The 25,018-nt window shown below is 70.8% G+C and carries 29 protein-coding genes, 1 tRNA gene and 1 pseudogene; 15 read left to right on the top strand and 16 right to left on the bottom strand.

Going from position 1 to position 25,018, the window contains the following annotated elements:
- Positions 1-53: 53 nt before the first annotated feature.
- The 4 genes from ABD908_RS06150 to ABD908_RS06135 all read left to right on the top strand — a co-directional run bounded on the left by ABD908_RS06150 (position 54) and on the right by ABD908_RS06135 (position 2,639).
- On the top strand, positions 54-488 hold the full coding sequence (locus ABD908_RS06150; protein ID WP_344992400.1) for a helix-turn-helix domain-containing protein: 435 nt from the start codon (positions 54-56) through the stop codon (positions 486-488).
- A gap of 11 nt (positions 489-499) precedes the next feature.
- Positions 500-1,069, top strand: a complete 570-nt coding sequence (locus ABD908_RS06145) for a heparin-binding hemagglutinin (protein WP_344992397.1) — start codon at positions 500-502, stop codon at positions 1,067-1,069.
- Positions 1,070-1,213: 144 nt separating this feature from the next.
- The gene (locus ABD908_RS06140) at positions 1,214-1,510 is read left to right on the top strand and encodes a DUF2516 family protein (protein ID WP_344992394.1); all 297 of its coding nucleotides are present in this window, start codon (positions 1,214-1,216) and stop codon (positions 1,508-1,510) included.
- Between the two features lie 82 nt (positions 1,511-1,592).
- Entirely contained in the window at positions 1,593-2,639 is a 1,047-nt protein-coding gene (locus ABD908_RS06135) for an alpha/beta fold hydrolase (protein WP_344992391.1), read from the top strand.
- Between the two features lie 22 nt (positions 2,640-2,661).
- Here ABD908_RS06135 and purU read toward each other — a convergent pair whose 3' ends face one another.
- Positions 2,662-3,555, bottom strand: coding sequence for a formyltetrahydrofolate deformylase (gene purU / locus ABD908_RS06130; protein ID WP_344992530.1), 894 nt, complete (start codon positions 3,553-3,555; stop codon positions 2,662-2,664).
- 102 nt (positions 3,556-3,657) lie between these two features.
- Here purU and deoC point away from each other — a divergent pair, with 102 nt between their 5' ends.
- Complete coding sequence (gene deoC, locus ABD908_RS06125; protein WP_344992388.1) at positions 3,658-4,338, top strand: deoxyribose-phosphate aldolase; 681 nt, start codon at positions 3,658-3,660, stop codon at positions 4,336-4,338.
- 26 nt (positions 4,339-4,364) lie between these two features.
- On the opposite strand, the gene ABD908_RS06120 is transcribed toward deoC, so the two are convergent.
- The 6 genes from ABD908_RS06120 to ABD908_RS06095 all read right to left on the bottom strand — a co-directional run bounded on the left by ABD908_RS06120 (position 4,365) and on the right by ABD908_RS06095 (position 9,550).
- A complete protein-coding gene (locus ABD908_RS06120) occupies positions 4,365-5,654 on the bottom strand; it encodes a cytochrome P450 (protein WP_344992527.1) in 1,290 nt (429 codons plus the stop codon).
- Positions 5,655-5,781: 127 nt separating this feature from the next.
- Positions 5,782-6,714, bottom strand: a complete 933-nt coding sequence (locus tag ABD908_RS06115) for an LmeA family phospholipid-binding protein (protein WP_344992385.1) — start codon at positions 6,712-6,714, stop codon at positions 5,782-5,784.
- Between the two features lie 16 nt (positions 6,715-6,730).
- Complete coding sequence (locus ABD908_RS06110; RefSeq protein WP_344992524.1) at positions 6,731-7,615, bottom strand: carbon-nitrogen hydrolase family protein; 885 nt, start codon at positions 7,613-7,615, stop codon at positions 6,731-6,733.
- 71 nt (positions 7,616-7,686) lie between these two features.
- Positions 7,687-8,469, bottom strand: a complete 783-nt coding sequence (locus ABD908_RS06105; RefSeq protein WP_344992382.1) for a class I SAM-dependent methyltransferase — start codon at positions 8,467-8,469, stop codon at positions 7,687-7,689.
- 7 nt (positions 8,470-8,476) lie between these two features.
- Positions 8,477-8,986, bottom strand: a complete 510-nt coding sequence (locus ABD908_RS06100) for a DUF2505 domain-containing protein (RefSeq protein ID WP_344992379.1) — start codon at positions 8,984-8,986, stop codon at positions 8,477-8,479.
- 60 nt (positions 8,987-9,046) lie between these two features.
- Positions 9,047-9,550: a DUF2505 domain-containing protein gene (locus tag ABD908_RS06095; protein ID WP_344992376.1), complete on the bottom strand. Its 504-nt coding sequence runs from the start codon at positions 9,548-9,550 to the stop codon at positions 9,047-9,049.
- 24 nt (positions 9,551-9,574) lie between these two features.
- Here ABD908_RS06095 and ABD908_RS06090 point away from each other — a divergent pair, with 24 nt between their 5' ends.
- Both ABD908_RS06090 and ABD908_RS06085 read left to right on the top strand, forming a co-directional pair.
- The gene (locus ABD908_RS06090; protein WP_344992373.1) at positions 9,575-10,615 is read left to right on the top strand and encodes a UDP-N-acetylmuramate dehydrogenase; all 1,041 of its coding nucleotides are present in this window, start codon (positions 9,575-9,577) and stop codon (positions 10,613-10,615) included.
- A gap of 10 nt (positions 10,616-10,625) precedes the next feature.
- Positions 10,626-11,816, top strand: coding sequence for a L,D-transpeptidase (locus tag ABD908_RS06085; protein WP_344992370.1), 1,191 nt, complete (start codon positions 10,626-10,628; stop codon positions 11,814-11,816).
- A 74-nt stretch (positions 11,817-11,890) separates the two neighbouring features.
- On the opposite strand, the gene otsB is transcribed toward ABD908_RS06085, so the two are convergent.
- From otsB to ABD908_RS06065, 4 genes and pseudogenes are all read right to left on the bottom strand, one after another.
- Entirely contained in the window at positions 11,891-12,682 is a 792-nt protein-coding gene (gene otsB / locus ABD908_RS06080; RefSeq protein WP_344992367.1) for a trehalose-phosphatase, read from the bottom strand.
- A gap of 344 nt (positions 12,683-13,026) precedes the next feature.
- Positions 13,027-14,469: pseudogene (locus tag ABD908_RS06075) on the bottom strand (alpha,alpha-trehalose-phosphate synthase (UDP-forming)); the annotation flags it as partial.
- Positions 14,470-14,596: 127 nt separating this feature from the next.
- Positions 14,597-14,758 carry a hypothetical protein gene (locus ABD908_RS06070; RefSeq protein ID WP_344992365.1) on the bottom strand — a complete coding sequence of 54 codons (162 nt, stop codon included), beginning with the start codon at positions 14,756-14,758 and terminating at the stop codon, positions 14,597-14,599.
- A 79-nt stretch (positions 14,759-14,837) separates the two neighbouring features.
- Positions 14,838-16,307 (bottom strand): threonine/serine exporter family protein, encoded by a 1,470-nt coding sequence (locus ABD908_RS06065; RefSeq protein WP_344992362.1) that lies wholly within the window; start codon positions 16,305-16,307, stop codon positions 14,838-14,840.
- A 144-nt stretch (positions 16,308-16,451) separates the two neighbouring features.
- Here ABD908_RS06065 and ABD908_RS06060 point away from each other — a divergent pair, with 144 nt between their 5' ends.
- Positions 16,452-17,525: an ArsB/NhaD family transporter gene (locus tag ABD908_RS06060; RefSeq protein WP_344992360.1), complete on the top strand. Its 1,074-nt coding sequence runs from the start codon at positions 16,452-16,454 to the stop codon at positions 17,523-17,525.
- A 71-nt stretch (positions 17,526-17,596) separates the two neighbouring features.
- On the opposite strand, the gene ABD908_RS06055 is transcribed toward ABD908_RS06060, so the two are convergent.
- Positions 17,597-18,538: a cupin domain-containing protein gene (locus tag ABD908_RS06055; protein WP_344992357.1), complete on the bottom strand. Its 942-nt coding sequence runs from the start codon at positions 18,536-18,538 to the stop codon at positions 17,597-17,599.
- A gap of 112 nt (positions 18,539-18,650) precedes the next feature.
- Here ABD908_RS06055 and ABD908_RS06050 point away from each other — a divergent pair, with 112 nt between their 5' ends.
- The gene (locus tag ABD908_RS06050) at positions 18,651-19,502 is read left to right on the top strand and encodes an NmrA family NAD(P)-binding protein (protein WP_344992354.1); all 852 of its coding nucleotides are present in this window, start codon (positions 18,651-18,653) and stop codon (positions 19,500-19,502) included.
- Entirely contained in the window at positions 19,499-19,948 is a 450-nt protein-coding gene (locus ABD908_RS06045; RefSeq protein WP_344992351.1) for a nuclear transport factor 2 family protein, read from the top strand. The genes ABD908_RS06050 and ABD908_RS06045 overlap by 4 nt, the downstream gene beginning before the upstream one ends.
- A gap of 78 nt (positions 19,949-20,026) precedes the next feature.
- On the opposite strand, the gene ABD908_RS06040 is transcribed toward ABD908_RS06045, so the two are convergent.
- Positions 20,027-20,755 carry a GGDEF domain-containing protein gene (locus ABD908_RS06040; protein ID WP_344992348.1) on the bottom strand — a complete coding sequence of 243 codons (729 nt, stop codon included), beginning with the start codon at positions 20,753-20,755 and terminating at the stop codon, positions 20,027-20,029.
- Between the two features lie 45 nt (positions 20,756-20,800).
- Positions 20,801-20,944 carry a hypothetical protein gene (locus tag ABD908_RS06035; protein WP_344992345.1) on the bottom strand — a complete coding sequence of 48 codons (144 nt, stop codon included), beginning with the start codon at positions 20,942-20,944 and terminating at the stop codon, positions 20,801-20,803.
- A gap of 242 nt (positions 20,945-21,186) precedes the next feature.
- Between ABD908_RS06035 and ABD908_RS06030 the strand changes: the two genes are divergently transcribed.
- The 5 genes from ABD908_RS06030 to ABD908_RS06010 all read left to right on the top strand — a co-directional run bounded on the left by ABD908_RS06030 (position 21,187) and on the right by ABD908_RS06010 (position 23,637).
- A complete protein-coding gene (locus ABD908_RS06030) occupies positions 21,187-22,413 on the top strand; it encodes a tyrosine-type recombinase/integrase (protein ID WP_344992342.1) in 1,227 nt (408 codons plus the stop codon).
- Between the two features lie 30 nt (positions 22,414-22,443).
- Positions 22,444-22,518: transfer RNA gene (locus tag ABD908_RS06025), tRNA-Thr, on the top strand.
- Between the two features lie 99 nt (positions 22,519-22,617).
- Positions 22,618-22,899, top strand: a complete 282-nt coding sequence (locus tag ABD908_RS06020) for a helix-turn-helix domain-containing protein (protein WP_344992339.1) — start codon at positions 22,618-22,620, stop codon at positions 22,897-22,899.
- A gap of 22 nt (positions 22,900-22,921) precedes the next feature.
- Positions 22,922-23,308 carry a hypothetical protein gene (locus ABD908_RS06015; RefSeq protein WP_344992336.1) on the top strand — a complete coding sequence of 129 codons (387 nt, stop codon included), beginning with the start codon at positions 22,922-22,924 and terminating at the stop codon, positions 23,306-23,308.
- A gap of 158 nt (positions 23,309-23,466) precedes the next feature.
- Complete coding sequence (locus ABD908_RS06010) at positions 23,467-23,637, top strand: hypothetical protein (protein WP_344992333.1); 171 nt, start codon at positions 23,467-23,469, stop codon at positions 23,635-23,637.
- Between the two features lie 111 nt (positions 23,638-23,748).
- On the opposite strand, the gene ABD908_RS06005 is transcribed toward ABD908_RS06010, so the two are convergent.
- Complete coding sequence (locus ABD908_RS06005) at positions 23,749-24,066, bottom strand: VOC family protein (protein ID WP_344992330.1); 318 nt, start codon at positions 24,064-24,066, stop codon at positions 23,749-23,751.
- On the bottom strand, positions 24,063-25,018 hold a 956-nt coding region (locus tag ABD908_RS06000), incomplete at its 5' end, for an AAA family ATPase (RefSeq protein ID WP_344992327.1). The genes ABD908_RS06005 and ABD908_RS06000, both read right to left, overlap by 4 nt.

Here is a 25,018-nt window from a genome sequence, read left to right as displayed (position 1 = left end):
AATAGTTAGCACATCGGTGTTAGCGTGGTAGACAGCTGCGAAGGAGTTGGAGAGTGGAGGACCAGACCGAAGGAGCGGGCAGGCCGGAGGGTAGGCCCGGAGCCGATATCGGAGAGTTCATCCGCTCCCAGCGACTTGCGGCAGAGGTGTCCATCCGGCAGCTGGCCGAGAAGGCGGGGGTGTCCAATCCCTACCTGAGCCAGATCGAGCGAGGGCTCCGCAAGCCGTCCGCGGAGGTGCTTGGGCAGATCGCCAAGGCGCTCCGACTGTCGGCCGAGGTGCTCTACGTCCGGGCCGGGATCCTCGAGGAGCGGCCGGAGAGTCCGGTCCGCGACGCGGTGATCTCGGATACGACCATCACGGAGCGGCAGAAGCAGGTCATGCTCGAGATCTACGAGAGCTTCCGCCGCGAGAACGTGACCGGCGCAACGCCGGTCGACCACAGCCCGGTCGACGCAGACCGGCAGGGAACCACATCCCCGATTTAAGGAGAACCGACATGACCGAGGTCAAGGTCGACGACATCCGTACCCCCCTGTTCGCCGCCCTCGGCGCCGGTGACTTCGCCTTCGAGGCAGTCTCCGAGGTGATCGAGAAGCTCCGTACCGCCGCTACCGAGGCGTCCACCGACCTGCAGGGCAAGGTCACCGAGGCGCAGGCCAAGGTCGCCGAGGCCCGCGGCACCGCCGAGACCAAGCTCACCGAGGCCCGTGACGCGCTGCCCAAGGACGTCGACGAGCTGCGCACCAAGTTCAGCCCCGAGGAACTCCGCAAGGTGGCCGCCGCCTACATCCAGGTCGCCACCGAGATCTACGAGTCGCTCGCCGAGCGCGGGGAGTCGACGTTCGAGCGCCTCAAGACCCAGTCGGTCGTCGAGGAGGCCACCGAGCAGGCCACCAAGGCATACAACAGCGCCGTCGAGCTGACCGAGTCGTCGCTCGGCCAGGTGGCGACCGCCACCCGCCAGGTCGGCGAGCGCGCCGCCAAGCTGGTCAACCGCACGACCGACACCGTCGCGGACGCCGCTGATGAGGCCGCCGACAAGGCCGGCGACGCCGCCGCGGAGTAGTCCCGCAGCAGGATGCGACGGGTGATCCGGCGCATTCTGTGACCCGCCGCCCGGCGGTCCCGACGTGGACCGCCGGGCGGCGGTGTTCCGGCGGTGGCCGCCGCGCTGCGGTGTTCCGCCGGCGAGTCCGATTAGGCTGGGGTGATGACGACTTTCTCTCTCGGCCTCGCCGGCGCCGTGGCCCTGGTGTTCTGGATCCTCGAGGCGGTCGTGCTACTGCTCGGCCTCTACGCGATCTACCACTGCGTCCGTACCCGCGAGGACGCCTACCGCGCCGTCGGCAAGTGGCAGAAGAACTACTGGCTCATCGCTCTGATCGTCTGCGAGCTGGTCGCATTCGCTCTGGGTGTCACCGGCCTGATCATCGGCGCGATCGGCATCATCCTGTACACGGTCGACGTGCGCCCCAAGGTGAACGCAGTGCAGGGTAAGCGCTACTGACGGGCGACAGCCCACGCCGTAACCACTGTTACCGGCGGGTACAGTCGCTTCCGACTACGAGAAAGCGGAGAACCGAAGCGACATGAAGAACTCCCTGAAGATCGCGCTGGCCGGAGCCGGGCTCACGGCCGTGACCGGTGCCGGTGTTGCTGCGGCGGTGGCCCGGTTCGCGCTCGCCGAACCCCGGCAGCCGGCCTCGGCCAAGCTGATCGAGGACTTCGACGGTGCCCACACCGACCGTTTCGTCTCCGCGGCGGACGGCGTACGCCTGCACGTCCGCGAGTGGGGCCCCGCCGACGGTCCAGTCGCGGTGCTCATCCACGGCTGGACCTGCAACGTCGCCAACTTCCCGCGGCAGGTCGAGCACCTCGTCGGCCGGGGCTACCGCGTGGTGGGCTACGACCAGCGCGGCCACGGCGAGTCCGAGCCGGGATCCTTCGTCGACTACGGCACCGATCTGCTGGCCGACGACCTGCACGTCGTCCTCACCGATGCCCTCACCGACACCAGCGGCCCGGCCCTACTGGTCGGGCACAGCATGGGTGCCATCACGATCATGGCGTGGGCCGGCCGGTATCCCGCGGAGGTGGCCCGGTACGCGCACCATGTCCTGCTGCTGTCGACGTTCGCGGACGACGCGGTCCCCACCTTCGTCGGCGCCACGCCGCTGTCCCCGGCCAACCGCGCCCCCGGCACGGTCCTACGACTGGGCGGCGCAGTCCTGGGCGCACCGATGCGGTTGCGGCACACCCGCCTCGACACCGCTCTGCTGCGCTACGCGGCGCTGTGCGGCTACGCGTCCTACGGCGCCGTCCGGTACACCGAGGAGATGGTCTCGCAGTGTCCGCCGCGGGTCCGGGCCGCGTGGGGCAGGGTGCTGGTCGATATCGACGTGCGCGACGGCCTGCGCAGCCTCACGGTGCCGACCTCCGTCGCCGTCGGACAGTTCGACCACCTCACTCCGCCCGCGCACGCCGAGCGGATCGCGGCTGAGCTGCGCCTCACCGGCCACCTCGACCGCTACGCGGTGATCCGCGACTCGGGCCATATGCTGCCGCTCGAGCAGCCCGAGAAGGTCAATACGCTGATCGACGCGATCCTCGGGAACCAGGTGCCTGCGCCGGCCTGATCGCCGGCCGCCGACCCGGGGGTCACGAGAACACCACCGTCTTGCGTCCGTGTACCAGCACGCGGTCCTCGAGATGCCAGCGCAGGCCGCGCGCCAGCACCAGCTTCTCGATGTCGCGGCCCTGCCGCACCATGTCGGCGATGGCGTCGGAGTGATCCACCCGGATCACGTCCTGCTCGATGATCGGTCCGGCGTCGAGATCCGCGGTCACGTAGTGGCAGGTGGCGCCGATCAGCTTGACCCCGCGGGCGAACGCCTGGTGGTACGGGCGCGCGCCCACGAACGACGGCAGGAAGCTGTGGTGGATGTTGATCGCCCGGCCTGCCCACGCGGTGCACAGGCCCGGCGGCAGCACCTGCATGAACCGCGCGAGCACCACCGCGGCAGGGGAGTGCACGTCGGTCAGCTCGGCCACCCGCGCGAACGCCGCGGCCCTGCCGGCGCCGTCGGGGTCGGTCCCTGCGGCCGGGAACGGCACGTGCTGGAATGGGATGTCCAGGCGTGTGGCGAAGTCCTCGAGGTCGGTGTGGTTGCCGATGACCGCGGCGATCCGGGCGTTGAGTTCCCCTGTGCGGATCCGGCCGACCAGGTCGTGCAGGCAGTGCCCCTCGCGGCTCACCAGCACGACGATGTCCTTAGGCTGGTCGCTCGAGCTGAGCTGCCACTCGGTCGCGGGCCCCAGCTCCGACGCGACGCGTGCCGCGAACCGCGCGCGTAACTCGTCGAGCGACACCGCGATCGAGTCGGCCCGCACCGCCTGCCGCGTGAAGAACCATCCGGTGTCGGCGTCGGAGTGGTACGCCGCCTCCACGATCCAGCCACCCTCGTCGGCGAGGAACGTCGAGATCTTGGCGACGATGCCCGTCGTGTCCGGGCAGCCCAGGGTCAGCACGTAGCGCGTTGTCACGGATAACAGTGTGGCACCGGCGCTTCGGCCCCCCGGCGGGCGGGCGGTGCCCGCAGCGCGCGACGGTGCCGGACCCGGGTCGTCGGCTCCGCCTGTGCGAGAGTGGACGCCATGCGCACCCGAAACGATGTCGCCTCGCTCGTCGACCACACCCTGCTCAAGCCGGAGGCCACCGTCGCCGATGCTCGGCTGGCGGTCGCGGAGGGCGTGGACCTCGGTGTGTTCGCCGTGTGCCTGTCGCCGTCGATGCTGCCGCTGCAGGTGGCGCCCGACGGTGCCGCGGGGCCGCGGACCTGCGTCGTCGCGGGCTTCCCCTCGGGTAAGCACCACACCCTGGTCAAGGCGGCCGAGGCGCGGATGGCCGTCGAGGAGGGGGCCGACGAGGTGGACATGGTGATCGACGTGGGGCTGGCGCTGGCCGGCGCGTTGGACCGGGTGTTCGCCGACGTCCTCACCGTTCGCGAGGCGATCGGCGCAGACCCGGTCCTCAAGGTGATCGTCGAGTCGGCCGCGCTGCTCGAATTCGGTGACGCGGCGCTGCTCGAGTCCGTGTGCCGGGCGGCCGAGCGCGGGGGAGCATCGTTCGTGAAGACATCCACCGGCTTCCATCCGAGCGGTGGCGCGAGCGTCGACGCCGTGCGGATCATGCGCGCGGCGGTGTCGCCGGGCATCGGGGTCAAGGCATCAGGCGGGATCCGCACCGCGGACGCGGCGGCGGCGATGCTGGACGCCGGGGCCACCCGGCTGGGGCTGTCGGGTACGCGCGCGGTGTTGGCAGGATTCCCCGCCTGACCTCGACGTCTGCCGGTAGGCCACGGTCAGACGTGCTTGCGCGCGCGTCCCAGTCGTACCTCGACCCGGCGGAAGCCGTGCAGCGTCACGTTCTGCGAGGGATCGGGCGCGGTGGCGAGCCCCAGGTCCGGGAACCGCTCGAACAGGGCGGGCAGCGCCACCGTCGCCTCCATCCGCGCGAGCGCCGCGCCGATGCAGGCGTGGATGCCGGTACCGAATGCGAGGTTGTCCCGGGCGTTGGTGCGGGTGATGTCGAACTCTCCCGGCCGGTCGAACACCGCCGGATCGCGGTTCGCGCCCGCCAGCAGGAGCGAGACGACCGCGCCCGCCGGCAGGTCGCGGTCGGCGAGCGTTACGGGCTCGGTGGCGGTGCGGCCGGTCATCTGCACGGGGCTCTCGAACCGCAGGATCTCCTCGACGGCGTTCGGCCAACCGCCGGGATCCTCGCGCAGCGCCGCGAGTTGCTCGGGATGCTGCAGGAGCAGCACGACTCCGTTGCCGATCAGGTTGACCGTGGTCTCGAAGCCCGCTCCGACGAGTAGCGCGGCGTTGGTGATCAGCTCGCGCTCGGTGAGCTCGCCGTCGCGGGCCAGGCGCGTGAAGGGATGCGCGGCAGAGGGATCCGACTCGCCGGGAGCGTCCCCGTCTGCCCGCAGCCGGGCGAAATGATCGCGTAGGTACCGGTCCATGCTGCGCAGTCCGCCGCACGCGCGCCGGAACGTCCGCCAGTCGAGCCCCACGTCGAGCAGCGGCGCCGCCTGCTCGCCCCATTCGATGAACGGCTCGTGCGCCTCGTCCGGGAGGCCCAGCAACTCGGCGATGACGGTGACCGGCAGCATGGTCGCGTACTCGCCGATCAGCTCCGCCGTGGGACGCTGCTCGAGCCGGTCCAGCAGGGTGCGGCTCAGTTCGCCGACCCGGTCGCGCATGGTCTCGATGGACCGCGGGGTGAAGCTGCGTGCCACCAGCTGGCGGTAGCGCGTGTGGTCCGGCGGCTCGCTGACCAGCATCGCGGGTGGCTCGACGGGGTTGGGCAGCCCGGGGTCGGTGCGGGCCAGGATACCGCGCAGTGGCCCCGGCATCCCCAGGTCGTCGGGGGTGACGGTGGCGAACCGCCGGTCGCGCAGGATCTCGCGGCACAGCGCGTGGTCGACGGTGGCGACGCCGAGCCGGCTGGGCACCAGGCGCCCCGCCGCGCGGATCGTCTCGAACGCGGGGTACTGCGAGCCCCACCCGCCCCGGCCCGTGAGGATCTGCGCGAGCGCGTCGCCGCGCTTGGCACGGGACGCGAGGACGGCCCTCGGGCCCAGGTCCATGAGCGCCCAGCGGGCCCACAGCACGAGCGCCCAGCGCGTTGCGTCCACCGCGCGTCCCCCGGCCCGAGCGACCCGGCCGGTCGCGGTGATCGGCGGGTCGGGTTCGGGGTGGGACGGGCTCATGCGGCTATACCGAGCAGTTCCCGACGCTGTTGCCGGTTCCGCCGCTGGCGATGTCGGCGGGTGTCACATTGTGGCCCGAGTACACGACGTTCACGGCGTTGTCGGTCACCTGCACGCTGTTCAGCGTCAGGCCCTTGGGCGTGGGCAGCTGGCCGCTGACCGCGTCGATCACCTGCTGGGCCAGGTTGTCCGGCACGCCGAAGCCCATCATCGAGACCTTGCTCGCGGTGAGCTGCAGCTTGTTGTCCACCATCTCCGGCTTGAGCTGCAGTTCCAGCGGCGCGAACAGCATGGTGCCGGTGATGTCGATGTCGCCGGCGGCGGAGTCGAGCTGCACCTTCGGGTCACCGATCAGCGGCACGCTCTTGACGCGGCTGAGGATGCCGTCGGCGCTCATCGAGCCCTGCACCGTGGCGCTACCGATCGTGTTGGGGCTGTTGACCTCGACGTTCGTCAGGTGCAGCCGCGCAGACAGGCCGGGGGTGTTGTTAAGGTCGTCCTTGATGTCGATGTCGATCGACGGCGCGGTGCCGCTGAAGTACTGGATCAGTACCGGCTCCTTCGAGAGCGACACCGACGCGTCCGCGCCCGTGGCGTTCTTGACCATCTTCGAGATGCAGGACGTGGAGCTGTGGCGGAACCACAGCTCCGAGCCCACGAGCACGATCACCAGCACTGCCACCAGGCCCGCCGCGATCAGCGCGACGAGGCGACCGGGCGAGCGTTTGGCCGCACCTCCGCGCGGGCCCTTGCCACCCCGGCCCCCACCCCCCCGAGACCCGCCGGGTCCTGCAGGGCCGCCCGGGCCCGCCGGGGGGATAGTCACCGGGCCCTGCGGCCCGGCAGGGCCGGCGGGCGCACTCCACTCGCCCTGAGGAGTGGCGCGCGGGAGCGGCGTCGTGTGCTCCGGGTTCGGGTTGTCAGGTCGCGTGTCCATCGGGCGCCATTGTGCCCTAAACCACGCGCGCGGCGGCGGGCAGGGAGAAGTCGCGGCGGTTCGCCAGGACCGGCAGCGTCCTCCGCGCCTCGGCTACCCGGTCGGTGTCGACGTCGACGAGCAGCAGGTCGGGATCGGGACCGGCCTGCACGAGCACCTCGCCGTCCGGACCCACGGCGAGCGATCCGCCCACGCCGAGCGGCGCGCCCTTCGGGTCTGGCGCACCCGGGTCCGCCTGCCCGCTGGCCAGCACGTACGCCGTGCTGTCCAGCGCCCGCGCGCGCGCCAGCGTGGTCCACGCGTCGAGCTTGCCCGGTCCGGCGCCCCACGACGCCGACACCGTGATCACGTCCGCGCCGGCCGCTGCGAGCCCGGTGAACAGCGCGGGGAAGCGCAGGTCGTAGCAGATCGCTACGCCGATCGTGACGCCGTCGATCGCGGTGGTGACGGCGCGGGTGCCCGGCGCCACCGTCCGCGACTCCGCGAAGCCGAACGCATCGAACAGGTGGATCTTGTCGTAGCCGGCGCGGTCACCGTCGGGCCCCGCGAGCAGCAGGGTGTTGGTCACGCGCCCGCCGGGTTCGTTCGGCCCGCTCGCTGCGCTCCCGGCGCCGGGTTCGTTCGGCCCGCTCGCTGCGCTCCCGGCGCCGGCGGGCGTGAACATGCCGGCGAACACGTGCACGCCGTACCGCTCGGCGGCCGCGGCCACCCGGTCGGCCCACGGCCCGTCGAGCGGCTCGGCGATCGGCTTCAGCGACACACCGAACCGGCACATCGTGGCCTCGGGGAACACCACCAGCCGTGCGCCCGCCGCGGCCGCACGAGCGGTGTAGACGTCCACCAGGTCAGCGTTGTCGGAGGGATCGGCGGTGGCAGAGATCTGCGCCAGCGCCACCCGCAGCGTGCTCATGCCGCCCACCCTACGACCCGTCGTCGGGCTGCAGCCGTGCAGATCTGTGGGGGACCGCCGCATCACGCCGGCGCGACCGTGTCCCACGGCACCGTCAGCACGTTGTCGCGGCGGTTCGGCACGGCCGGGACGCCAGTGCGCTGCTCGAGCAGCCGCGCCGCGGCGCGCCAGCGGACCCGGTTGCCGTACGGCGCGAAACCCGCGGCGTGGTCCCAGCACTCGTCGGCGCGCGCCAGCAGCGAGTGGATCCGCTCGCCCGGAACGTTGCGGTGGATCAGCGCCTTCGGCAGTCGTTCGGCGAGCTCCGACGGCCGGTCGGTGTGACCGGGGGCCCACGCGAGCGTCAGCGAGATCGGGCCGCCGGAGCCCAGCAGCACCCAGCAGCACCGCCTACCCAACTCGTCACACGTACCCTCGATCAGCCGCCCGCCGGGCGCGAGGCGGGCCGTCATCGTCGCCCACGCGTCGGCGACCTCGTCCTCGTCGTACTGCCGCAGTACGTTGAATGCGCGGATCAGGTCCGGCCGCAGACCCGCGAGCTCGAAGCCGCCGCGCGCGAACTCCACACCGTCCCGGCCGGGAACCACCCGCGCCGGGTCGATCTCCAGTCCCACCACGCGCACCTCGGGGCGCACGCGGCGCAGCCAGCCCGCCCACTCGAGCGTCGTGTCCGGGCGAGCGCCGTATCCCACGTCCACGGCCAGCGGCCGAGGGTCGGACAGGGCTGCCGCGACGTCGGGGTGATGTGCGGTCCAGCGGTCGCTGCGGCGCAGTCGGTTGCGGCCGGTGGTGCCGCGCGTGATCCGGCCCGACGGTGCCGCGCCGGTCCCGCTCGGCCCGGTCACCGTCGGCTTACAGGCTCTTGTCGACCCAGTACTTGGTGTACTCGGCCTCGGCGCGGAACAGGTCCACGAGGTTGATCAGGATCAGCTGCTCGAGCTTGTGCCCGATGAACGGTACGAAGACCTTGACGTAGGTGGTGTAGCGCATGGTGCAGCCGGTCTCGGTGTCGAACAGATCGGCGTCACCCTTCAGCGAGCCGGGGCCCGCCGGGATCGAGGCGGAGTACTCGCCCTCGGAGTGCTCGCCGTCCCAGGCGCCGTAGAACTCGTTGCGGGTGATGATCATGTCCTTCTTCATCACCGTCTGCGCGATCGGCGGCAGGTACTCGTGCGGCAGGTTCTGCTGCTGCACCACCGAGACGCCCTCGCCCGTGACCTCGAATTCGGCCAACTCGGACAGCGGGGTGAGGTTGCGGAAGTCCGTCATCTTCTCGTCCCAGTACGCCTTCTGCGAGTACGCCTTGTAGAGCACCTCCGCGGGGAACGGGAATCGCGCGGAGTAACTGAGCCGACGTGCCATGCAGGTCAGGTTAGCGGGACCGGGTACCGCGATTCCAAATCCGCCCCCGTATCCCGGGCGTCAGGCGTGCGCGTGCACCCACTCCACGGTGAAGTCGCGCTCGGACTCCATCAGCTCCTGCAGGTTCTCCACCACCAGCGATTCGACCTTGCCCGCCACGAACGGGATCCCCACCTGCGCGGTGCCGGAGGCGGTGATGCGGGCACCGTCGCCCACGGTGTCGAGCACCGCGGTGCCCGACAGCTGCGCAGGTGCGCCCTCGATCCGGGCGCTGAACGAGCCCGCGCAGCGGCTGCCGTCGAACGGCCCCCAATCCTCCTCGCGATGGATCTCGAGACCGCCGGGGCGGATCGCCGTCACCACCGGCGGCAGTCTGTCCTCGCCGATCACGTGCACCACGCGCACCCGCACCGAGTCGCCCGTGATCGCGATCTCGTCGACGCGTGCACCCTCGCCGCCCACCTCGGCCACGCGCTCGCGCCAGTACTGCTCCGTGAGGTACGCGGTGTGCAGCGCCTGCGCGGGGATCGGGTAGTCGAGGGAGCGCTCGAGACGAGTGGCCATGAGGAGACACGTTACCGTTGCGGCGTGTCGAAGCTGATATCGGAGCTGACCACCCTGCGGCTGGGCGGACCCGCCGACGACTACGTCGCGTGTGCGACGGCCGCCGACGTGATCACGGCGGTCTCCCGGTGCGACGCCGCCGGCACGCCGGTGCTGCTGGTGGGCGGTGGCTCCAACCTGGTCGTCGCCGACGACGGGTTCCGCGGGACTGTGGTGCACGTGCGGTCGGCGGACGTCCACATCGAGGGCACGACGGTGACGGCCGACGCCGGCGCGGTATGGGACGACGTGGTGGCGGCGACGGTGGCGGCCGGCCTCGGCGGGCTGGAGTGCCTGTCCGGGATCCCGGGTTCGGCGGGCGCCACGCCCGTGCAGAACGTCGGCGCGTACGGCGTCGAGGTGGCCGACCGCCTGACCGGGGTGCACCTCTACGACCGCGCCGGCGGGACCGACGCCTGGGTGGCCCCCGCAGATCTGGATCTGGGCTACCGGACGTCGCGTCTCAAGCACTCGGACGCCGCCGTCGTGCTCGCTGTGCGGTTCGAACTCGTCACAGGAACCAGCGCGCCGATCCGGTACGGCGAGCTGGCGCGCGCGCTCGATGTGGAGCCCGGCGGCACCGTGGAACCGGCCCGGGCGCGGGAGCGCGTGCTGGCCCTGCGGCGGGGCAAGGGGATGGTGCTCGACGAAGCCGACCACGACACCTGGAGCGTCGGCTCGTTCTTCACCAACCCGGTGGTCCCGGCGGCCGAGGCGGACGCGGTGCTCGCGAGGATTCTGCAGGTCACAGGTGCCGAGCCGCCCCGCTACCCGGCGCCCGACGGGGTCAAGCTGTCGGCCGGCTGGCTGATCGAGCGGGCCGGTTTCCCCCGCGGATTCTCGGGCGGACGGACGACGGTTTCGCTGTCGATGAAACACACTCTCGCGCTCACCAATCGGGGTGGCGCGAGCACCGCGGAGCTGCTGTCGCTGGCGGCCCAGGTGCGGGACGGCGTTCGCAATGAGTTCGCTGTCACCCTGCTGCCAGAACCCGTCCTGGTCGGAACGGCGCTCGATCGCAGATAGAATCTGAGCCATGCACGAACATCCTCCGGCGGAGGTGAGGCGCCGGACGGTGCTCGCCCTCGCCGCCACCACGGGCGGTGCCGCCGTCCTCGCGGCCTGCGGGACGTCTGGGACCGCGGCGCCGAAGAAGCAGTCCCCCAGCGCTGCGAGCATCGCCTTCATCCCATCGGACAAGGCCAAGGCGCCGTCGCCCGTCGACGAGATCGCGGTCACCGTCACAGGCGGGCACTTCAACCCCGGCGTCAAGCTGACCAACCCGTCCGGGAAGTCGGTGGCGCTGTCGGCGTCGCCCGACGGCCGGACCCTCAAGGTCGCCGAACCCCTCGGGTACGGCGTGACCTACACCTGGTCGGGCTCGGCGGTGGGCCAGGACGGCAAGACCGTCCAGCTCAGCCATCAGGTCACCACGTACCAGCCACAGGCCACCGTCAATGTGGTGATCAACGTCGCCGACGACGAGGTGGTGGGGATCGCGGCGCCACTGATCCTGCAGTTCGACCAGTCCTTCTCGGACAAGGCCGCGGTCGAGCGGGCGCTGGTGGTCACCACCACCCCGCCCACCGAGGGGGCGTGGGCGTGGTTGCCGGACGACAACGGTGCGCGGGTGCACTGGCGTCCCAAGGAGTACTGGCAGCCCGGCACCAAGGTGCAGATGACGGGTAAGCTGTACGGGCTGGACCACGGTGACGACATGTACGGCGCCGCCGACGTCACCAGCACGTTCAGCATCGGCCGGTCCCAGATCGTCAAGGCCGCCGCCCCGTCGCACGAGATCGTCGTGATGCGCGGAAACGATGTGTACCAACAGTTCCCGTGTTCGTACGGCGAGGCGGATCTGCCCCGCAACATCACGCGGACCGGTATCCACGTGGTCAGCGAGAAGCACCAGGACTTCTACATGAGCAACCCCGCGGCCGGGTACTTCAACGTCCACGAGCAGTGGGCCGTCCGGATCTCCAACAACGGCGAGTTCATCCACGCGAACCCGAACACCGTCGGCGATCAGGGCAACACGAACGTCACCAACGGCTGCATCAACCTGTCGTTGGACAACGCACAGTCGTACTTCGAGGGCGCGATCTACGGCGATCCGGTCGAGGTGACGGGCACCTCGATCGAGCTGTCCGCCGCCGACGGCGACATCTACGACTGGACGCTGGACTGGCCCACCTGGCAGTCCATGTCAGCGCTCGGGAAGTAGCGACCGGCAGCGTCGGGCCGCCCTCGTGGGGCGGGCTCGCCCGTGCACCTCGACGGAGTCGATCCCCAGCGGTGTCAATCCCGAGCGGTGCGCAGCCGCAACAGCTCTCGTAGTGCGTCGCGCACCGCTTCGGGGTCCGGGACGCGGTACTGCGCGGCGGTGTCGCCCGACCCCACCTTGACCCCGAGGTCGGGCCCGCCGTCGCGCGGCTGGCGCAGCACGGCGAACGCCCGCTCGTCGGTGACGTCGTCGCCGAAGTACAGGATGCCGCCCGCTCCGGTGGTGTCCCGCAACAGCTCCAGCGCGCGTCCCTTCGACGCCTCGATCACGGCGAGCTCCAGCACGGCCTTGCCCTCGGTCGGGTACACACCCGGTAGGGCTGCGGCCGCGTGCCGGGCCTCGTCGAGCGCCGCGGCGCCCGGGCTGCCGGGCGCGGTCCAGCCGCCCGACGCGTTGCGGACGTGGAGCGCCGCGCTGGTCGGCTTGGTCTCCACCACCGCGCCGGGGTAGCGCGCGGCGATCTCCGCGAGCACTCCGGCCACGGTCGTGAGCAGTTCCCGGCGGACCGGCGTCAGCTCGCGCGCGGTGAACTGGTCGTCGAACTCCCCGCCGTGGCTGCCGACGGTGACCAGGGGCCGCTCCGCGCCGGACAGCGAGCGCAGCGTCGTCCGGTCCCGGCCCGATACGAGGGCGACGGTGACCCGCGGCAGCGCCGCCAGCTCCAGCAGGGCGTCCACGGTGCCGGGCAGCGGGAACGCGCGCGCGGGGTCGGCGACGATCGGAGCGACGACACCGTCGTAATCCGTTGTCACCAAAAGGGTCTCGATCTGTGCGAAGGGGCGCAGCGCGCCTTCGAGGGCCGTCACCGGCTGAGTCCCTCCGGCGCTGGCGTCCACTGCGCCGGATCCTCCTGCGCTGAGTACTCCTCCCCTGAGTCGTCCTGCGCTGGTCTGTGCCACGCTGAGTCGTCCTGCGCAGAGCCCACCTGTGCGGGGTCGTCCTGTACCGGGCCGGTCTGCTCTGTGTCTCCCCGCCCGCCGGCCCCCTGCGCTGCGCCGCCGCCCCGGCGGGCGGGCTGCGCCGCGTCCTCCTGCTGCGCCGCGTCCTCCTGCGCCGTGTGTCCCCGCGCCGTGTCCTCCTGACCGCCCGCGGCCGCGCCCTCCGTCTGCGCGCTCCGTCCCTCGGGTCCCTCGACCACACCGATGTGCCCGGCGAGGGTCTCCAGGAACGAGCGCGCCCACAGGTCCACGTCGTACTGCAGCACCTGGCGACGCATGGCCCGCACCCGCCGCCGACCGTCGTCCCGGTCCTGGTGCACCGCCTCGTCGATAGCGTTCTTGACACTCTCGAGATCGTGCGGGTTGCACAGATATGCCTGCCGCAGTTCCGCTGCGGCGCCGGTGAATTCGCTCAGAACCAGGGCGCCGCCACCGTCGGGCCGGCAGGCGAGGTACTCCTTGGCCACCAGGTTCATACCGTCGCGCAGCGGAGTCACCAGCATCACATCGGCGGCGCTGTAGAACGAGATCAGCTCGGTGCGCGGGACCGGGCGGTGGATGTAGTGCACGGCTGGTCGGCCCACGCGGCCGTACTCGCCGTTGATCCGGCCCACCTGCCGCTCGATGTCGTTCCGCATCACCTTGTACGACTCGACCCGTTCCCGCGACGGGGTGGCGAGTTGCACGAAGACGTCGTGCTCGGGGTCGAGCCGGCCCTCGTCGTACAGCTCGTGGATCGCGTGCAGCCGCACGTCGATGCCCTTGGTGTAATCGAGGCGGTCGACGCCGAGCATGATCCGCTGGGGCCCGCCGAGATCGTTCCGCAGTGCCCGAGCCTGCGCCCGCGTCTGTGCCGTGCGCGCCAGTTTGTCCAGCTCGGCCGAGTCGATCGAGATCGGGAACGCACCCACGCGTACCGATCGGAAGCCCACGGACACGACGCCGAACTTGGTCCGGGTGCCCACGTTCCCCCGGGACGTGGGGTAGCCGATCAGCCGCTTGGCGAGGTAGAGGAAGTTCTGCGCACCGCCGGGCAGGTGGAAGCCCACCAGGTCGGCGCCGAGGATTCCCTCGATGATCTCGGTACGCCACGGCATCTGCATGAACAGCTCGACCGGCGGGAACGGGATGTGCAGGAAGAAGCCGATGTGCACGTCGGGGCGCAGCATCCGCAGCATCCGCGGAACGAGCTGCAGTTGGTAGTCCTGGACCCACACCGTCGCGCCGGGCGCGGCGATGGCGGCAGCCCGCTCCGCGAAGCGCCGGTTGACCGCGACGTAGCTGTTCCACCACTCGCGGTGGTATTCGGGTTTGACGATGACGTCGTGGTACAGCGGCCACAGGCTCGCGTTGGAGAAGCCCTCGTAGTACTCGGCGATCTCGGCCGCGGAGAGCCGCACGGGGACGAGGGTCATGTCGTCGCCCGCGAACGGTTCGTCACCGATGTCGGCGGCGCCGGGCCAGCCGACCCACGCGCCGTGTCGCGCCCGAAGGATCGGCTTCAACGCGGTGACCAGCCCCCCGGGGGCCTCGTTCCAGGTGAGGGAGCCGTCGGCCTCGCGTACCACGTCCACCGGGAGCCGGTTGGCGACGACCACGAACTCCGCGGTCGCGGTGTTCGGGTCGTCGATCGCCTGGGATTCGGTCGCAGTCACAAACAAGTCCTTGCTCGCAGGAATTGCCGGACCTCTGGGAGCACGTGGTGCTCGGTGTCGCCAGGGGCGCGGGTGGGCCGGGCCGGCCCCGTCGGCCTCGCCGGTGTCGCCCGGCGACCCGACGTAGTCAGGCCTCCTTGGGCCCGATGCCGAGCATCGCTAGCAGGGTCCGACACTCTTCGGCGTCGGTCGCGTAGGCAGCGACGACGCGCTGTGCTTGGCGTGCGGTCTCGTCCGCGAGGGGGACCAGGTCATCGTCGCTGATGTCCTGCGTGGTCTTCGGAGGCATGTACGCACCTGTTCGTGTAGCGGATTCGGCATGCATCTGTAAAGCGAATGCACAGCAATTCTAGCAATCCGGTCGCCACCTACCTGCGGCTGTCGGGATCGGCGTCCACGACCCGCCACCGTCGGGGCCGGCCGAGCCGCTCGGCGACCAGCCGGGGCCGGTGCACGTCGCCGAACCGCGCGCGGATCCGCGGGCGGCGGATGGTCCGCGCACCCCATTCACCCAGCGTCACTCCGGCGGCCAGCGCGCACCCGACGGCGAGGGCCGAGGCGAGGTCGGTCAGTGCGGCGGAGGTCTGATCGTCGAGGATCTCCGACAGCCCCCGGTACACGGCCAGGCCGGGGACCAGCGGCGTGATGCCCGCGACCGCGACGATCAGCGGCGGTACCACCGCGCGGCGCGCCAGCAGGCCGCCGGCCAGGCCCACGACGGTGGCCGCAGTCGCCGAAGCGACGACGGGGCCGAGACCGCTGTCCAGGAGCGAACCCGATACCAGCGCGCCCACCGCGCCGGATAGGAACGATGCCGTCAGCGCCCGGGCCTGCGCGTAGCAGGCGATCGCGAAACACGCCGACGCCGCGCCGCTCGACAGCACCATCACCGGCAGCGACGCGTAGCCGAACGCCGTCTGGTCGAGCGGCGGCAGGGTCGCGCCCAACTTGGACGCCACCCGCAGGGCCATGCCCACGCCCGCCACCACGCCCGCGGTGAACACCAGTACCTCGAGGAACCGGGCCGCGGCAGTCACCGGCGCGCCGGTGATCGCGTCCTGCACCGAGCCCACCAGCGACAACCCGGCCAGCAGGACGATGATCCCCGAGACGATCACCCGGTACGGCTCCACCCCGAGCGACAGACTCACGCCGATCCGATACAGCACGGCCGCGGGCAGGACAGCGAGGAACCCGCCCGCCACCTGCTGGTAGAAGAACGGCAGGCTGATCCGGGCGAGACCGACGTTCACGGAGTAGATGGCGGTGGTGGTCGCGAACGACAGCAGCGCCAGCCACCCCGAGCCGCCGATCAGGAATGTCACCGCGGCCGCCATGCCCGACCACCCGAGCGCCGCGACTGCGCGCGGGTAGGGGTGGTCCGCAGCCACGATCTCAGCGAGCCGGTCGCGCGCCTGGTCGGGACGCAGCCGCCCCGTCGTGATCCGCCGCACCAGGCTGTCGACCTCTGCCAGGCGGGTGTAGTCCAGTGACCGCTTCTTGACCCCCCGCATGGCGGTGACCGCGGGCAGGTTCGCCCCGCGGTCGGCCGACATCTGGATCGAGTCGTAGGTGACGTCCACCTCGCAGCGCGCGACTCCGTACGTCGATGCCACGAGCCGCACCTGCGCGGCGGTGTCGATCGCGCCTGTTCCCGAGTCCAGCAGGACCTCGCCGACGGTGATCGCCACGTCGAGGATCTCGGTGACCGCTGTCTCGTCGGTGAGGTCGACGGGACGCAGCGGCGAGATCGCGGGCAACGACGCCGTGTCGACGGTGGCCGTGCGCTCCCCGAGCGCCACCAGCCGCAGCCGGTCCAGCCTCTGCCGAACGGTCACGTCGTCCTCCTCGTCCTCGGCCTGTTCTTCGGTGTGTCGGCCGTCCCCGGCCGTCCCGGCCCAAGGATAGGGGCGGCGTCGCCTGCGCCGCGCCCAGCTGCCGGGCTCGCCGGGCCCGCCTGCCGGGAACTGCACAATGGGCGCGTGTCGTCGTTCGTCGCGCAGGTCGGCCCCGTGCTGGTGTTCCTGCTCGCCATCACCGTGGTCGCCGAGATCGCGCAGCTGGCGGGCGTGTTCGACGTGGCCGGCAACGCGGCGGTCGTGGCCGGCCGTGGTCGGGTGTGGGCGCTGTGGCTGCTGACGGTGGCGTTGGCGTGCGTGAGTACGGTGCTGCTGAGTCTCGACACGACGGCGGTATTGCTCACGCCTGTCGTGCTCGCTGCCGCGCGGCGGGTCCGGGCGGCGCCGCTGCCGTTCGCGATGACCACGGTGTGGCTGGCGAACACCGCGTCGCTGCTACTGCCGGTGTCGAATCTGTCGAACCTGCTGGCGGAGTATCACTTCCGTGCATGGGGCGGCGTGCACGGGTATCTGTCCACGGCATGGCGGCCGGCCCTCGTCGCGATAGCCGTCACCGTCGCCCTGCTCGCACTGCTGCACGGCCGGGCGCTGTTCGGGGCCGGGCGGTATGTGATCGCGCCGCCGCCGCGGGTCCAGGACCGGGCGCTGCTGTGGGTCGCCGGCGGCGTGTGCGTCGCGCTGTGCCCGGCGTTCGTCTCAGGCCTGCCGCCCGCGCTGCCGGCGCTGGTCGGCGCAGTGGTTCTGGTGGGCGTACTCGCGGTGCGTGACCCGGGCGCGCTGCGACGGATCGCGGTGCCCTGGCGGATGGTCCTGGTGCTCGCGGTGGTGTTCGCGGCCGTGCAGGGATTGCTGCACGCCGGTCTCGCCGCGGTGGTCGCCTCCGCCGCCGGCACCGGCGGCGGGCCGGCCGATCTGCTCCGGCTGGCAGCCCTCGGCGCGGCCGCCGCCAATGGGGTGAACAACCTGCCCGCCTATCTGGCGCTCGAGCCGGCGGCGCTCGGCTCGCCCCAACGCATGATCGCGCTGTTGGTCGGCGTGAACATGGGCCCGGTGGTCACGCTGTGGGCCTCGCTCGCGACGGTGCTGTGGCGGCAGCGGTGCGCGCGGGCGGGCCTGCAGATCCCACTCGGGCGATTCGCCTGGCAGGGGCTCCTGCTCGCGGTGTGTGTGGTCTGCGCGGCGGCGCTGGCGATCTGATGGGCGCAGCGGCCGGCCAGGGCGACGCCGGGGTGGGCACGTGCCGCGCCTGGTCGGTATGCATGGTCCGATCACCCGGCGGGTCGGCACGCGGTGTCGTCGACGGTGAGCGGTGCTGACGCAGACTGCTGCCGCCATGCTCCCGGCGGGGTGCCGTGCGCACGTCGGAACGCCGCGGTGAACGAGTACTGCGATGCGTAGCCGACCTCCGTGGCGATGCGGATCAGGCTCTTGTCGGTGGTGCGCAGCATGTCTCGGGCGACCGACATCCGCCGGTCGGTGACGTACTGCATCGGCGGCTGCCCGAGCACCTCGCGGAAGGTACGGGCGAATGCCGCCCGGGACATCCCGCTGAGTCCGGCCAACTCGTCGACCGTCCACGCGTAGGAGAGGTCTTCGTGAACCGCGCGGAGGGCGTCCCGCAGCCGCAGATCCGAGACGGCACGCCACCAGCGCGGCGCGGCCGGGCTGAGCTGCAGATCGGTGCGCAGCGCGAGCACCAGCAGCACGTCCAGAAGCCGGTCGAGGACGGTCTGCCGACCCGGGTCGCCCGCTGCGAGCTCACGGGAGATCAGGCCGATCACATCGTGCAGCGGCTCACCGGTCGCCGGCGCGAGGGTGAGTACCGGCGGCAGAGCGTCCAGCAGCCCGGCGGTCACATCCCCCGTGAACCGGTAGGCGCCGCAGAGGAAGACCGTCGCGTCCCCGTGGAGCGGCGCCGGCGAGGGTGCCTGCCTGCGACGGAACTCGTCCGGATCCAGACATGCTGCCCCGGCCTCGTGCGCGATGAAGTGCTCGACCCCGCCGCGGACCAGCGCGACCTCTCCCGGCGACAGCCGCACGGCGTCGGCGGCCGATTCGACCCACAACCACGCGGTGCCTCGGGTCACGGCGTGCACGGCGAGCTCGATCGAACCGCCCAACTTCACTCCCCACGGCGGCACCACCACGGTGCGGGCGAACTCGGTTCCCGTCGACCGGGCTTGCAGGCGATGGTCGTACAACAGATCCACCTGGACAGACTGCGCGAATCGCGCGCGGCAGGCAATGCGCTGAGACTCCTGCACAACGGATCGAGCGGGCGGAGCATTGCTGTGAACGAACCGGTGCCAGCACTCTTGACGCATGACACACGCCTCACCTTCGGTGCTCGTCCTCGGCGGCACGGGACGCACCGGCGCACTGGTCGCCGCAGCAGTCGCCGAACGCGGCGTCGCGGTCTGGACTGCGTCCCGCAGCGGCAGCGATGTGATCTTCGATTGGGACGATCCGACCAGCTACCCAGGGGCGCTGGCGGGCGTCGACCGCGTCTACCTCGTGCCCCCGGTGATGCGTATGCGGTACGCAGACCGCGTGGAGTTGTTCCTCGACGACGCAGTCGAGGCAGGAGTTGGGCACGTCACCCTGCTCAGTGTCTTCGACGCCGACCGCGCGCCCCGTGCGATCGATCTCGCGGCAGCCGAGGAGGCGGTCACCCGTCGCGACTCCCTCACCCACACCATCCTGCGACCCGCGTGGGTGATGCAGAACTTCACCGATGACCACCTCCCCGTGCGCGACGGGGCGCTGGTCGTACCCGGCCGGGGCGCGGAGGCCTTCGTCGACGCCGCCGACATCGCGGCCGTGGCGGTCGAGACACTGCTGAGCCCCGGTACCCACGCCGGGGCCGTCTACCCGCTCACCGGACCGCGGGCGCTCACGTTCGACGAGGTCGCAGCCACCATCTCGGAGGTCGGCGGGCGGCACGTCGCCCACCTGGACATCGACCAGGAGGCCTGGATCGCGGCGGCCGTCGCCGCCGGTGTTCCCGCCGACTACGCGGTGATGCTTCGATGGCTCACCGGTGCGATCGTCGACGGCGGCGGCGCCGCCCCGACGCCGGATGTCGAACGGATCCTGGGTAGACCCGCAACGGACTTCGAATCCTTCGCGCGCCGCCACGCCGGTGCGTGGGCCTGGGTCGAGGAGCTGCGATGACCAAGTACACCGATGACGAATCCAACTTCGGGGCACACGGGGCGTTCTTCGCGATCATCCGCGAGGGGCTCGACGGCGTCGTCGACGGCGAAGACTACTTCGACCTGCTCGCCGAGGACGTGGTCTTCGAATTCGTCATCTCGGTGCCCGGGTACCCGCGCCGCGTCGAGGGGCGACAGAACGTGATCGACCTGTATCACGGTTACGACGACTTCATGAGGGTCCGTGCGGCCGACGGGCTCCGGGTGTACCGGGCCGCGGAGCAGGGAGTGGTCGTCCTCGAGTACCGGGTGCACGGGGAATCGGTGCATACCGGCAGGCCGTACGACAACTGCTTCGTCTCCATCGTCACGGTCGACGGCGGCAAGGTCTCCCACTGGAGGGACTATCTGGACCCGGTCGCCGTCTTCGATGCGACCGGGTGGCCGGCGCAGCGCGACGTGTAGGCACTCTGGGGCACCGCTCGTTCGTGAATCGCTTCCGTTCGCGCATCGTGCGCTCCGGCCCGAGTAGGTATTCGCACGTCAGCGACTGACGATGGTCTGATTCCGGCCGCCGAGCTCGGCTGTGTAGAGGGCCTTGTCTGCCGCATCGATCAGCGTGGTCAACTGCGTGCGCGCGTCGCCGGCAGCGATTCCGAAGCTCGCGGTCGCCGTGGCGGTCCCGGTGCCGACATCGATGCTGTGTGAGGCCGTCCGCGTCCGCACACCCTCGGCCCATTCGACGGCAGCATCGAGATCGGAGCGCGGCAGGAGGACCGCGAACTCCTCCCCACCGATGCGGCCGACTATCCGACCATTCTTCGGAGACTCGGACAGTGTCCGCGTGAACGCGATCAGGACTCGGTCACCGCCTGCGTGGCCCAGAGCGTCGTTGACCCGTTTGAAGAAGTCCAGATCGGCCACGATCATGGCGCACCGCTCGGTGGTCCGCAGCAATACCTCTGCGCGGCGATTGAACCTCGCCGGTTGAGCACGCCGGTCAATTCGCCGCAATCCCGCTCGGATCGTAGATCCCCGGATCATGTCGATCACCACGACGGCAAGCGTCGTGACCATGAAAACGGGTAGCACGACGGTGCTCGAGACGACCAACGTCAGTCCGAGATCCGACGCCAGGTAGCTGTGCAACGTCGCCGCCGACGTGATCTCCCGCGGCATCGTCGAGAACAGTGCCACCACCACGGTGACGCAGAGGGCCGCCGCCAGCAGGTCCGTCACCGCCAGTGCAGCGCGGTCGGTGCCCCTCGGCACGCCCCGTCAGCGGGTAGACGTCGGAGAGGCACCACACGACCACGGTCATGACGACGACGTATCCGACGACAGACCAGCACGGTAATCGGTCGCCGACTCGTCGGAGCAGACCGTCGACGAGTAGGACCACACGACAGGAAGGAAGATCCCCTGGATCGACGAGGCGAGCGACCAAGTCTGTGTTGTCACGGCCCTCCTGTCTGATCCGCCCGGGTTCCGTGCCGCAGTGCCGGCGCGTCCCGCGGACACCGCAGAACTCGACCGGGGATCCTGTGGAGCCCCCTGTCGGGATTGAACCGACGACCTTCGCTTTACAAGGCGAGTGGAGCATACCAGAATATGCAGGTAGAGGCGGTTTTACGCGTCGATTCCGCCCTAGAGTGACACATAGTGACACGTAAACTTCTCCATCGGGTTCTAGAGTCAGTGCCGTGGCCAAGATCCCCGACTACGTCACCGTCCGCGAGACCGCCGCAGGTCGCCGCTACGAGGTGCGGATCGAGGTGGGTGGCGCCGATGGGAAACGCCGGCAGCAGCGACGCCGGTTCCGCACACTGCAAGCGGCCAAGGACGCGTACGCGGAGGGGCGCGGTGACCGGTCCCGCGGCACCCAGGTCTCGCCCACGGAACTCACGCTGCGACAGGCGATCGACAGCTACCTCGACGCGCTCCATGTTCGGCCCACGACGTTGACCGGATACGTGTGCTCGCTGCGGCCCGCGGTGGCAGTGCTCGGTGACCGGCCCGTGCAGTCCCTGAGGCGCGAGGACTTCGAGAAGCTCGTGCGCGATCTGCAGGCCGGGGGAGTGCCCTCGACCGAGTGGCGGAAGCCGCTCAAGTTGCGGGCGTCGGTGCAGGCCGAGTCCGGCGCGTGGAAGGCTACGACGATCCGGCCGATGCTGGCGCGGCTGCGGAAGGTGTTCGAGCGCCTGCTGCAGGACGGCACCGTCCCCCGGAACGTGGTGGCGTTGGTGACGCCGCCGCCGGCCGAGAAGTTCGAGCACCAGACGCTCACTGTCGAGCAGGTTCAGACGCTGTTCCGATCCCTCGAAACCGACCGGCTGGAACACCTGCATCACCTGGCGCTGCAGCTCGGTCTCCGCCGCGGTGAACTCGCCGGACTCCGTTGGGAGAACGTGCACCTGGAGGGCGCTGCGCCGCACGTCCACATCGACGCGACGCGCCTGCACACCGAGGCCGGTGCGCAAGAGGGCCCGCCGAAGACGGAGGAGTCGATCCGGGACGTGCCGATCCCGTCGACGTTGCTGCCCGTGCTGAAACGCGCCCGGAAGCGCAGTCGGGAGGAGCAGCTGGCTGCGGGAACAGAGTGGGTGGGCGTCGGTCACGTGATCCACAACGAGTTCGGGGCCGCGTACTATCCGACGTCGCTGCGGGAGTTCTGGGCGCGAGCCCTCCGGGACGCGAAGCTCCCCCATGTTCGGCTCCACGACGCGCGCCACACGTGCGGCACGCTGATGCACCTGAACGGGGTGCCCACCGCGGTGATCGCCAAGCTCCTGGGGCACACCGATCCGGCGTTCACACAGCGCACGTACGCGCACAGCCAGGACGACGCCGTCACCGCGGCGATGGCCACGTACGCGAAGGTGCTGGGAGCGAAGCCGAAACCCGCCCGGAAGTCGCGGCGGAAGGTGTGACGTTGCTACCCTGCTTGCGGCATCACCAGCGCCTCCCTAGCTCAGTGGTAGAGCAACGCTCTTGTAAAGCGTAGGTCGTCGGTTCAATCCCGACGGGGGGCTCCATCCACGGCTCCGGGCCTGCGTCAGTCCCGGAACCGTTATCGTTCGGCGTGTCGCGCCGGTCTACTGGCGTCGACCGATAACGCCTAGGACGATTTCCGTGTGAGTGAACCCGACCTGGCCGAGGCCCTGGCGCAGCTGGTGCGCGCCGCGGCCCAGGCCGCTCCCGCTGCAGCACCGGCACCGCGCCGGCTGCTGACGGTGGAGCAGGCCGCGGACCAGCTCGCGGTGTCAAGGTCTCACGTGTACGCGATGCTCAAGGACGGCCGGCTCCGCGGCGTCAAGCTCGGCCGTGCGCGGCGTATCGCCCAGGCCGAGATCGACGAGCTCATCGAGCGCGGCGGAGCGACAGGGTGGGACGGCCGACTCAAGGCCGCGGGCTGACCGGCGCCGATACGATGCCGTGGTGAGCACATCGAAGGGCTCGTCCGGGCGGCGGATGCTCACCAATGCCGCTGCGGGCGGCGGTGCGGCGATCGTGTCCATCCCCGTCGTGGCACCGCGAGTGGAGAATCCGGTGGTATGGCTCGGTCTCGTGGCTGCCGTCGTCCTGCTCGGCCTCGCAAACACGATCGCAGCGCGGGATGACCGCACGGTGTGGCGATTCCTGCGCACACAGTCTGGCAACCTGACGAGTGGGATCTGCGTCGGTCTGATCGTGGGCGCCTTCGACCGCCACGACCACGACCTCTTGCTCGTGGAGGCGATGGCCGCCTACTGCGGCCTTATCGCGGTGACGGTCGCCTTCGCATTCGTGATCGCGCGGCGCCGACGCGGCGAGCTGCGGCCGTAGCCGTTCTCACTGCCCCGCACCTCTCTATGCCCTGGACCTACGTCGCTTACCTGCGTCTTCGTTCGGCCGGCACCAGCGCCGAGTGCAGGTGGCGGCGGGTTAACTCGTCGCGCCCCGCCGCGCGTGGTGGGAGACTGGCCACGTAGGAGGTGGTCACGATGTCCGCACTCACTGACGGCACGCTCGGCTTGACGTTCATCAAGATGACGGCGGAGGAGGCGACGGAGAGTCGGCTCCACGTGTCGCAGCTGCTCGGGCGGCGACTGCCGGTGTCGATCTACGAGCGCGGCCTGTACGAGGCGGAGGGCAAGGTCCCGCCGGAGGAATGAGTCACCGCAGCCGGGGGTGTACTGAAACCCCGCGAAGGCCTAAGCGGCGCTTAGGGGTATGGCCCTGTCGCAGTACACATCCGCAGGTCAGCGCCATGACGGAATCGCCTCTTACCCGGACACCGCCACCCGGTTCCCATCCGGATCGATCGCAAGCCCCGACCGCTTCACCGTGAACCCCGCCCCACGCAGCCTCTCGATCGCGGCGGCCGGGTCGGGCACGGTCAGGCCGATCCGCACCCGGCTCGGCGGCATGCCTGCGGGGGCGGGGTACAGCTCGATCACGATGCCGCCGTCAAGCGTGGCGGAGTAGTGCACGGCGCCATCGCCATGCTGCTCCTCGGTCAGGGACAGGCCGAGGGTGGCGTAGAAGCGGCGGGACTCGGCGAGGTTGCGGACGTAGAGGACGAGCAGGGAGAGGGCGGTCACAGGTACGCCCCCGCACCGCTGGGCAACTCGGCCTGGTATCGCCCGCCCTTGACCTCGTTGAGCAGCGAGTCCGTCGTCACCTGGCCGCCGTCACCGGCCGTGAGCACAGCGCGCCGCACGATCTCGCGGAGATCGCTGCCGGTGGTCTCGGCGGGGAGGACCGCGGCGACGGCGTCGCAGTTCACGTGCGCGCCGCCGGGCAGGCCTGCGACCAACGCCATGAGGATCCGCGCGGCCGCATCGCGGTCGGGGTAGCCGACCTCGACGATCGAGTCGAACCTGCCGGTGCGCACCGCGGCCTTGTCCAATGTCGCTGCGTCGTTGGTGCTTGCGAGGGTGAGGATGCGTGCGTCGCTGGCGATGTCCATGGCCTGCAGCAGTACCGAGAGGCCGCCGCCCGCGCCGCGGGCGCGGTCCCGGCACCAGAGGTCCACGTCCTCCAGGACGAGCAGCACCGGCCCGCCGAGCTTCTGTGCCTGCTCGACCACGGCGGTGAGCAGCTCGGCGCCGGCCTGTGCCTCGACGTAGATCACGGTGAACTCGCCGAGCACCTCGCCGGCGATGACGGCGGACACGGCGCTCTTGCCGGTGCCGGGAGGTCCGACCAGCAGCACGCCGCGGCGGGACCCGAGTCCGTGCGCGTTGAGCAGCTGGTGGCGGTCGCGTACCGCGGTGACGCCCAGGTCGACTTCGGCCCAGACCTCGGCGGGGACGATCACGGCGTCCCGGGTGACGGCAGGCAGATCGATCACAGTGAGCGCCACTCCGCCGCGGACGTAGGTGGCGCGCACCGCCTTCCCGCGGTACGGGTTGAGCTGCTCCGCCCGGGTGAACAGACGGTCCAGCAGGTCGCGGGCCGAGTGCCGATGTTCGGGCGTGGTGTACGCCGTGACCTCGGCGTCGGAGAGCGTGCTGTCCCGCGCCTCGATGCCGAGCACCACGCCCGCCCCGG

It is taken from the genome of Tsukamurella soli (assembly GCF_039541155.1).
GTDB classification, from domain to species: Bacteria; Actinomycetota; Actinomycetes; order Mycobacteriales; family Mycobacteriaceae; genus Tsukamurella; species Tsukamurella soli.
Note: the sequence above shows the minus strand (reverse complement) of the source record. Positions and strands in the feature narration are given on the sequence as shown.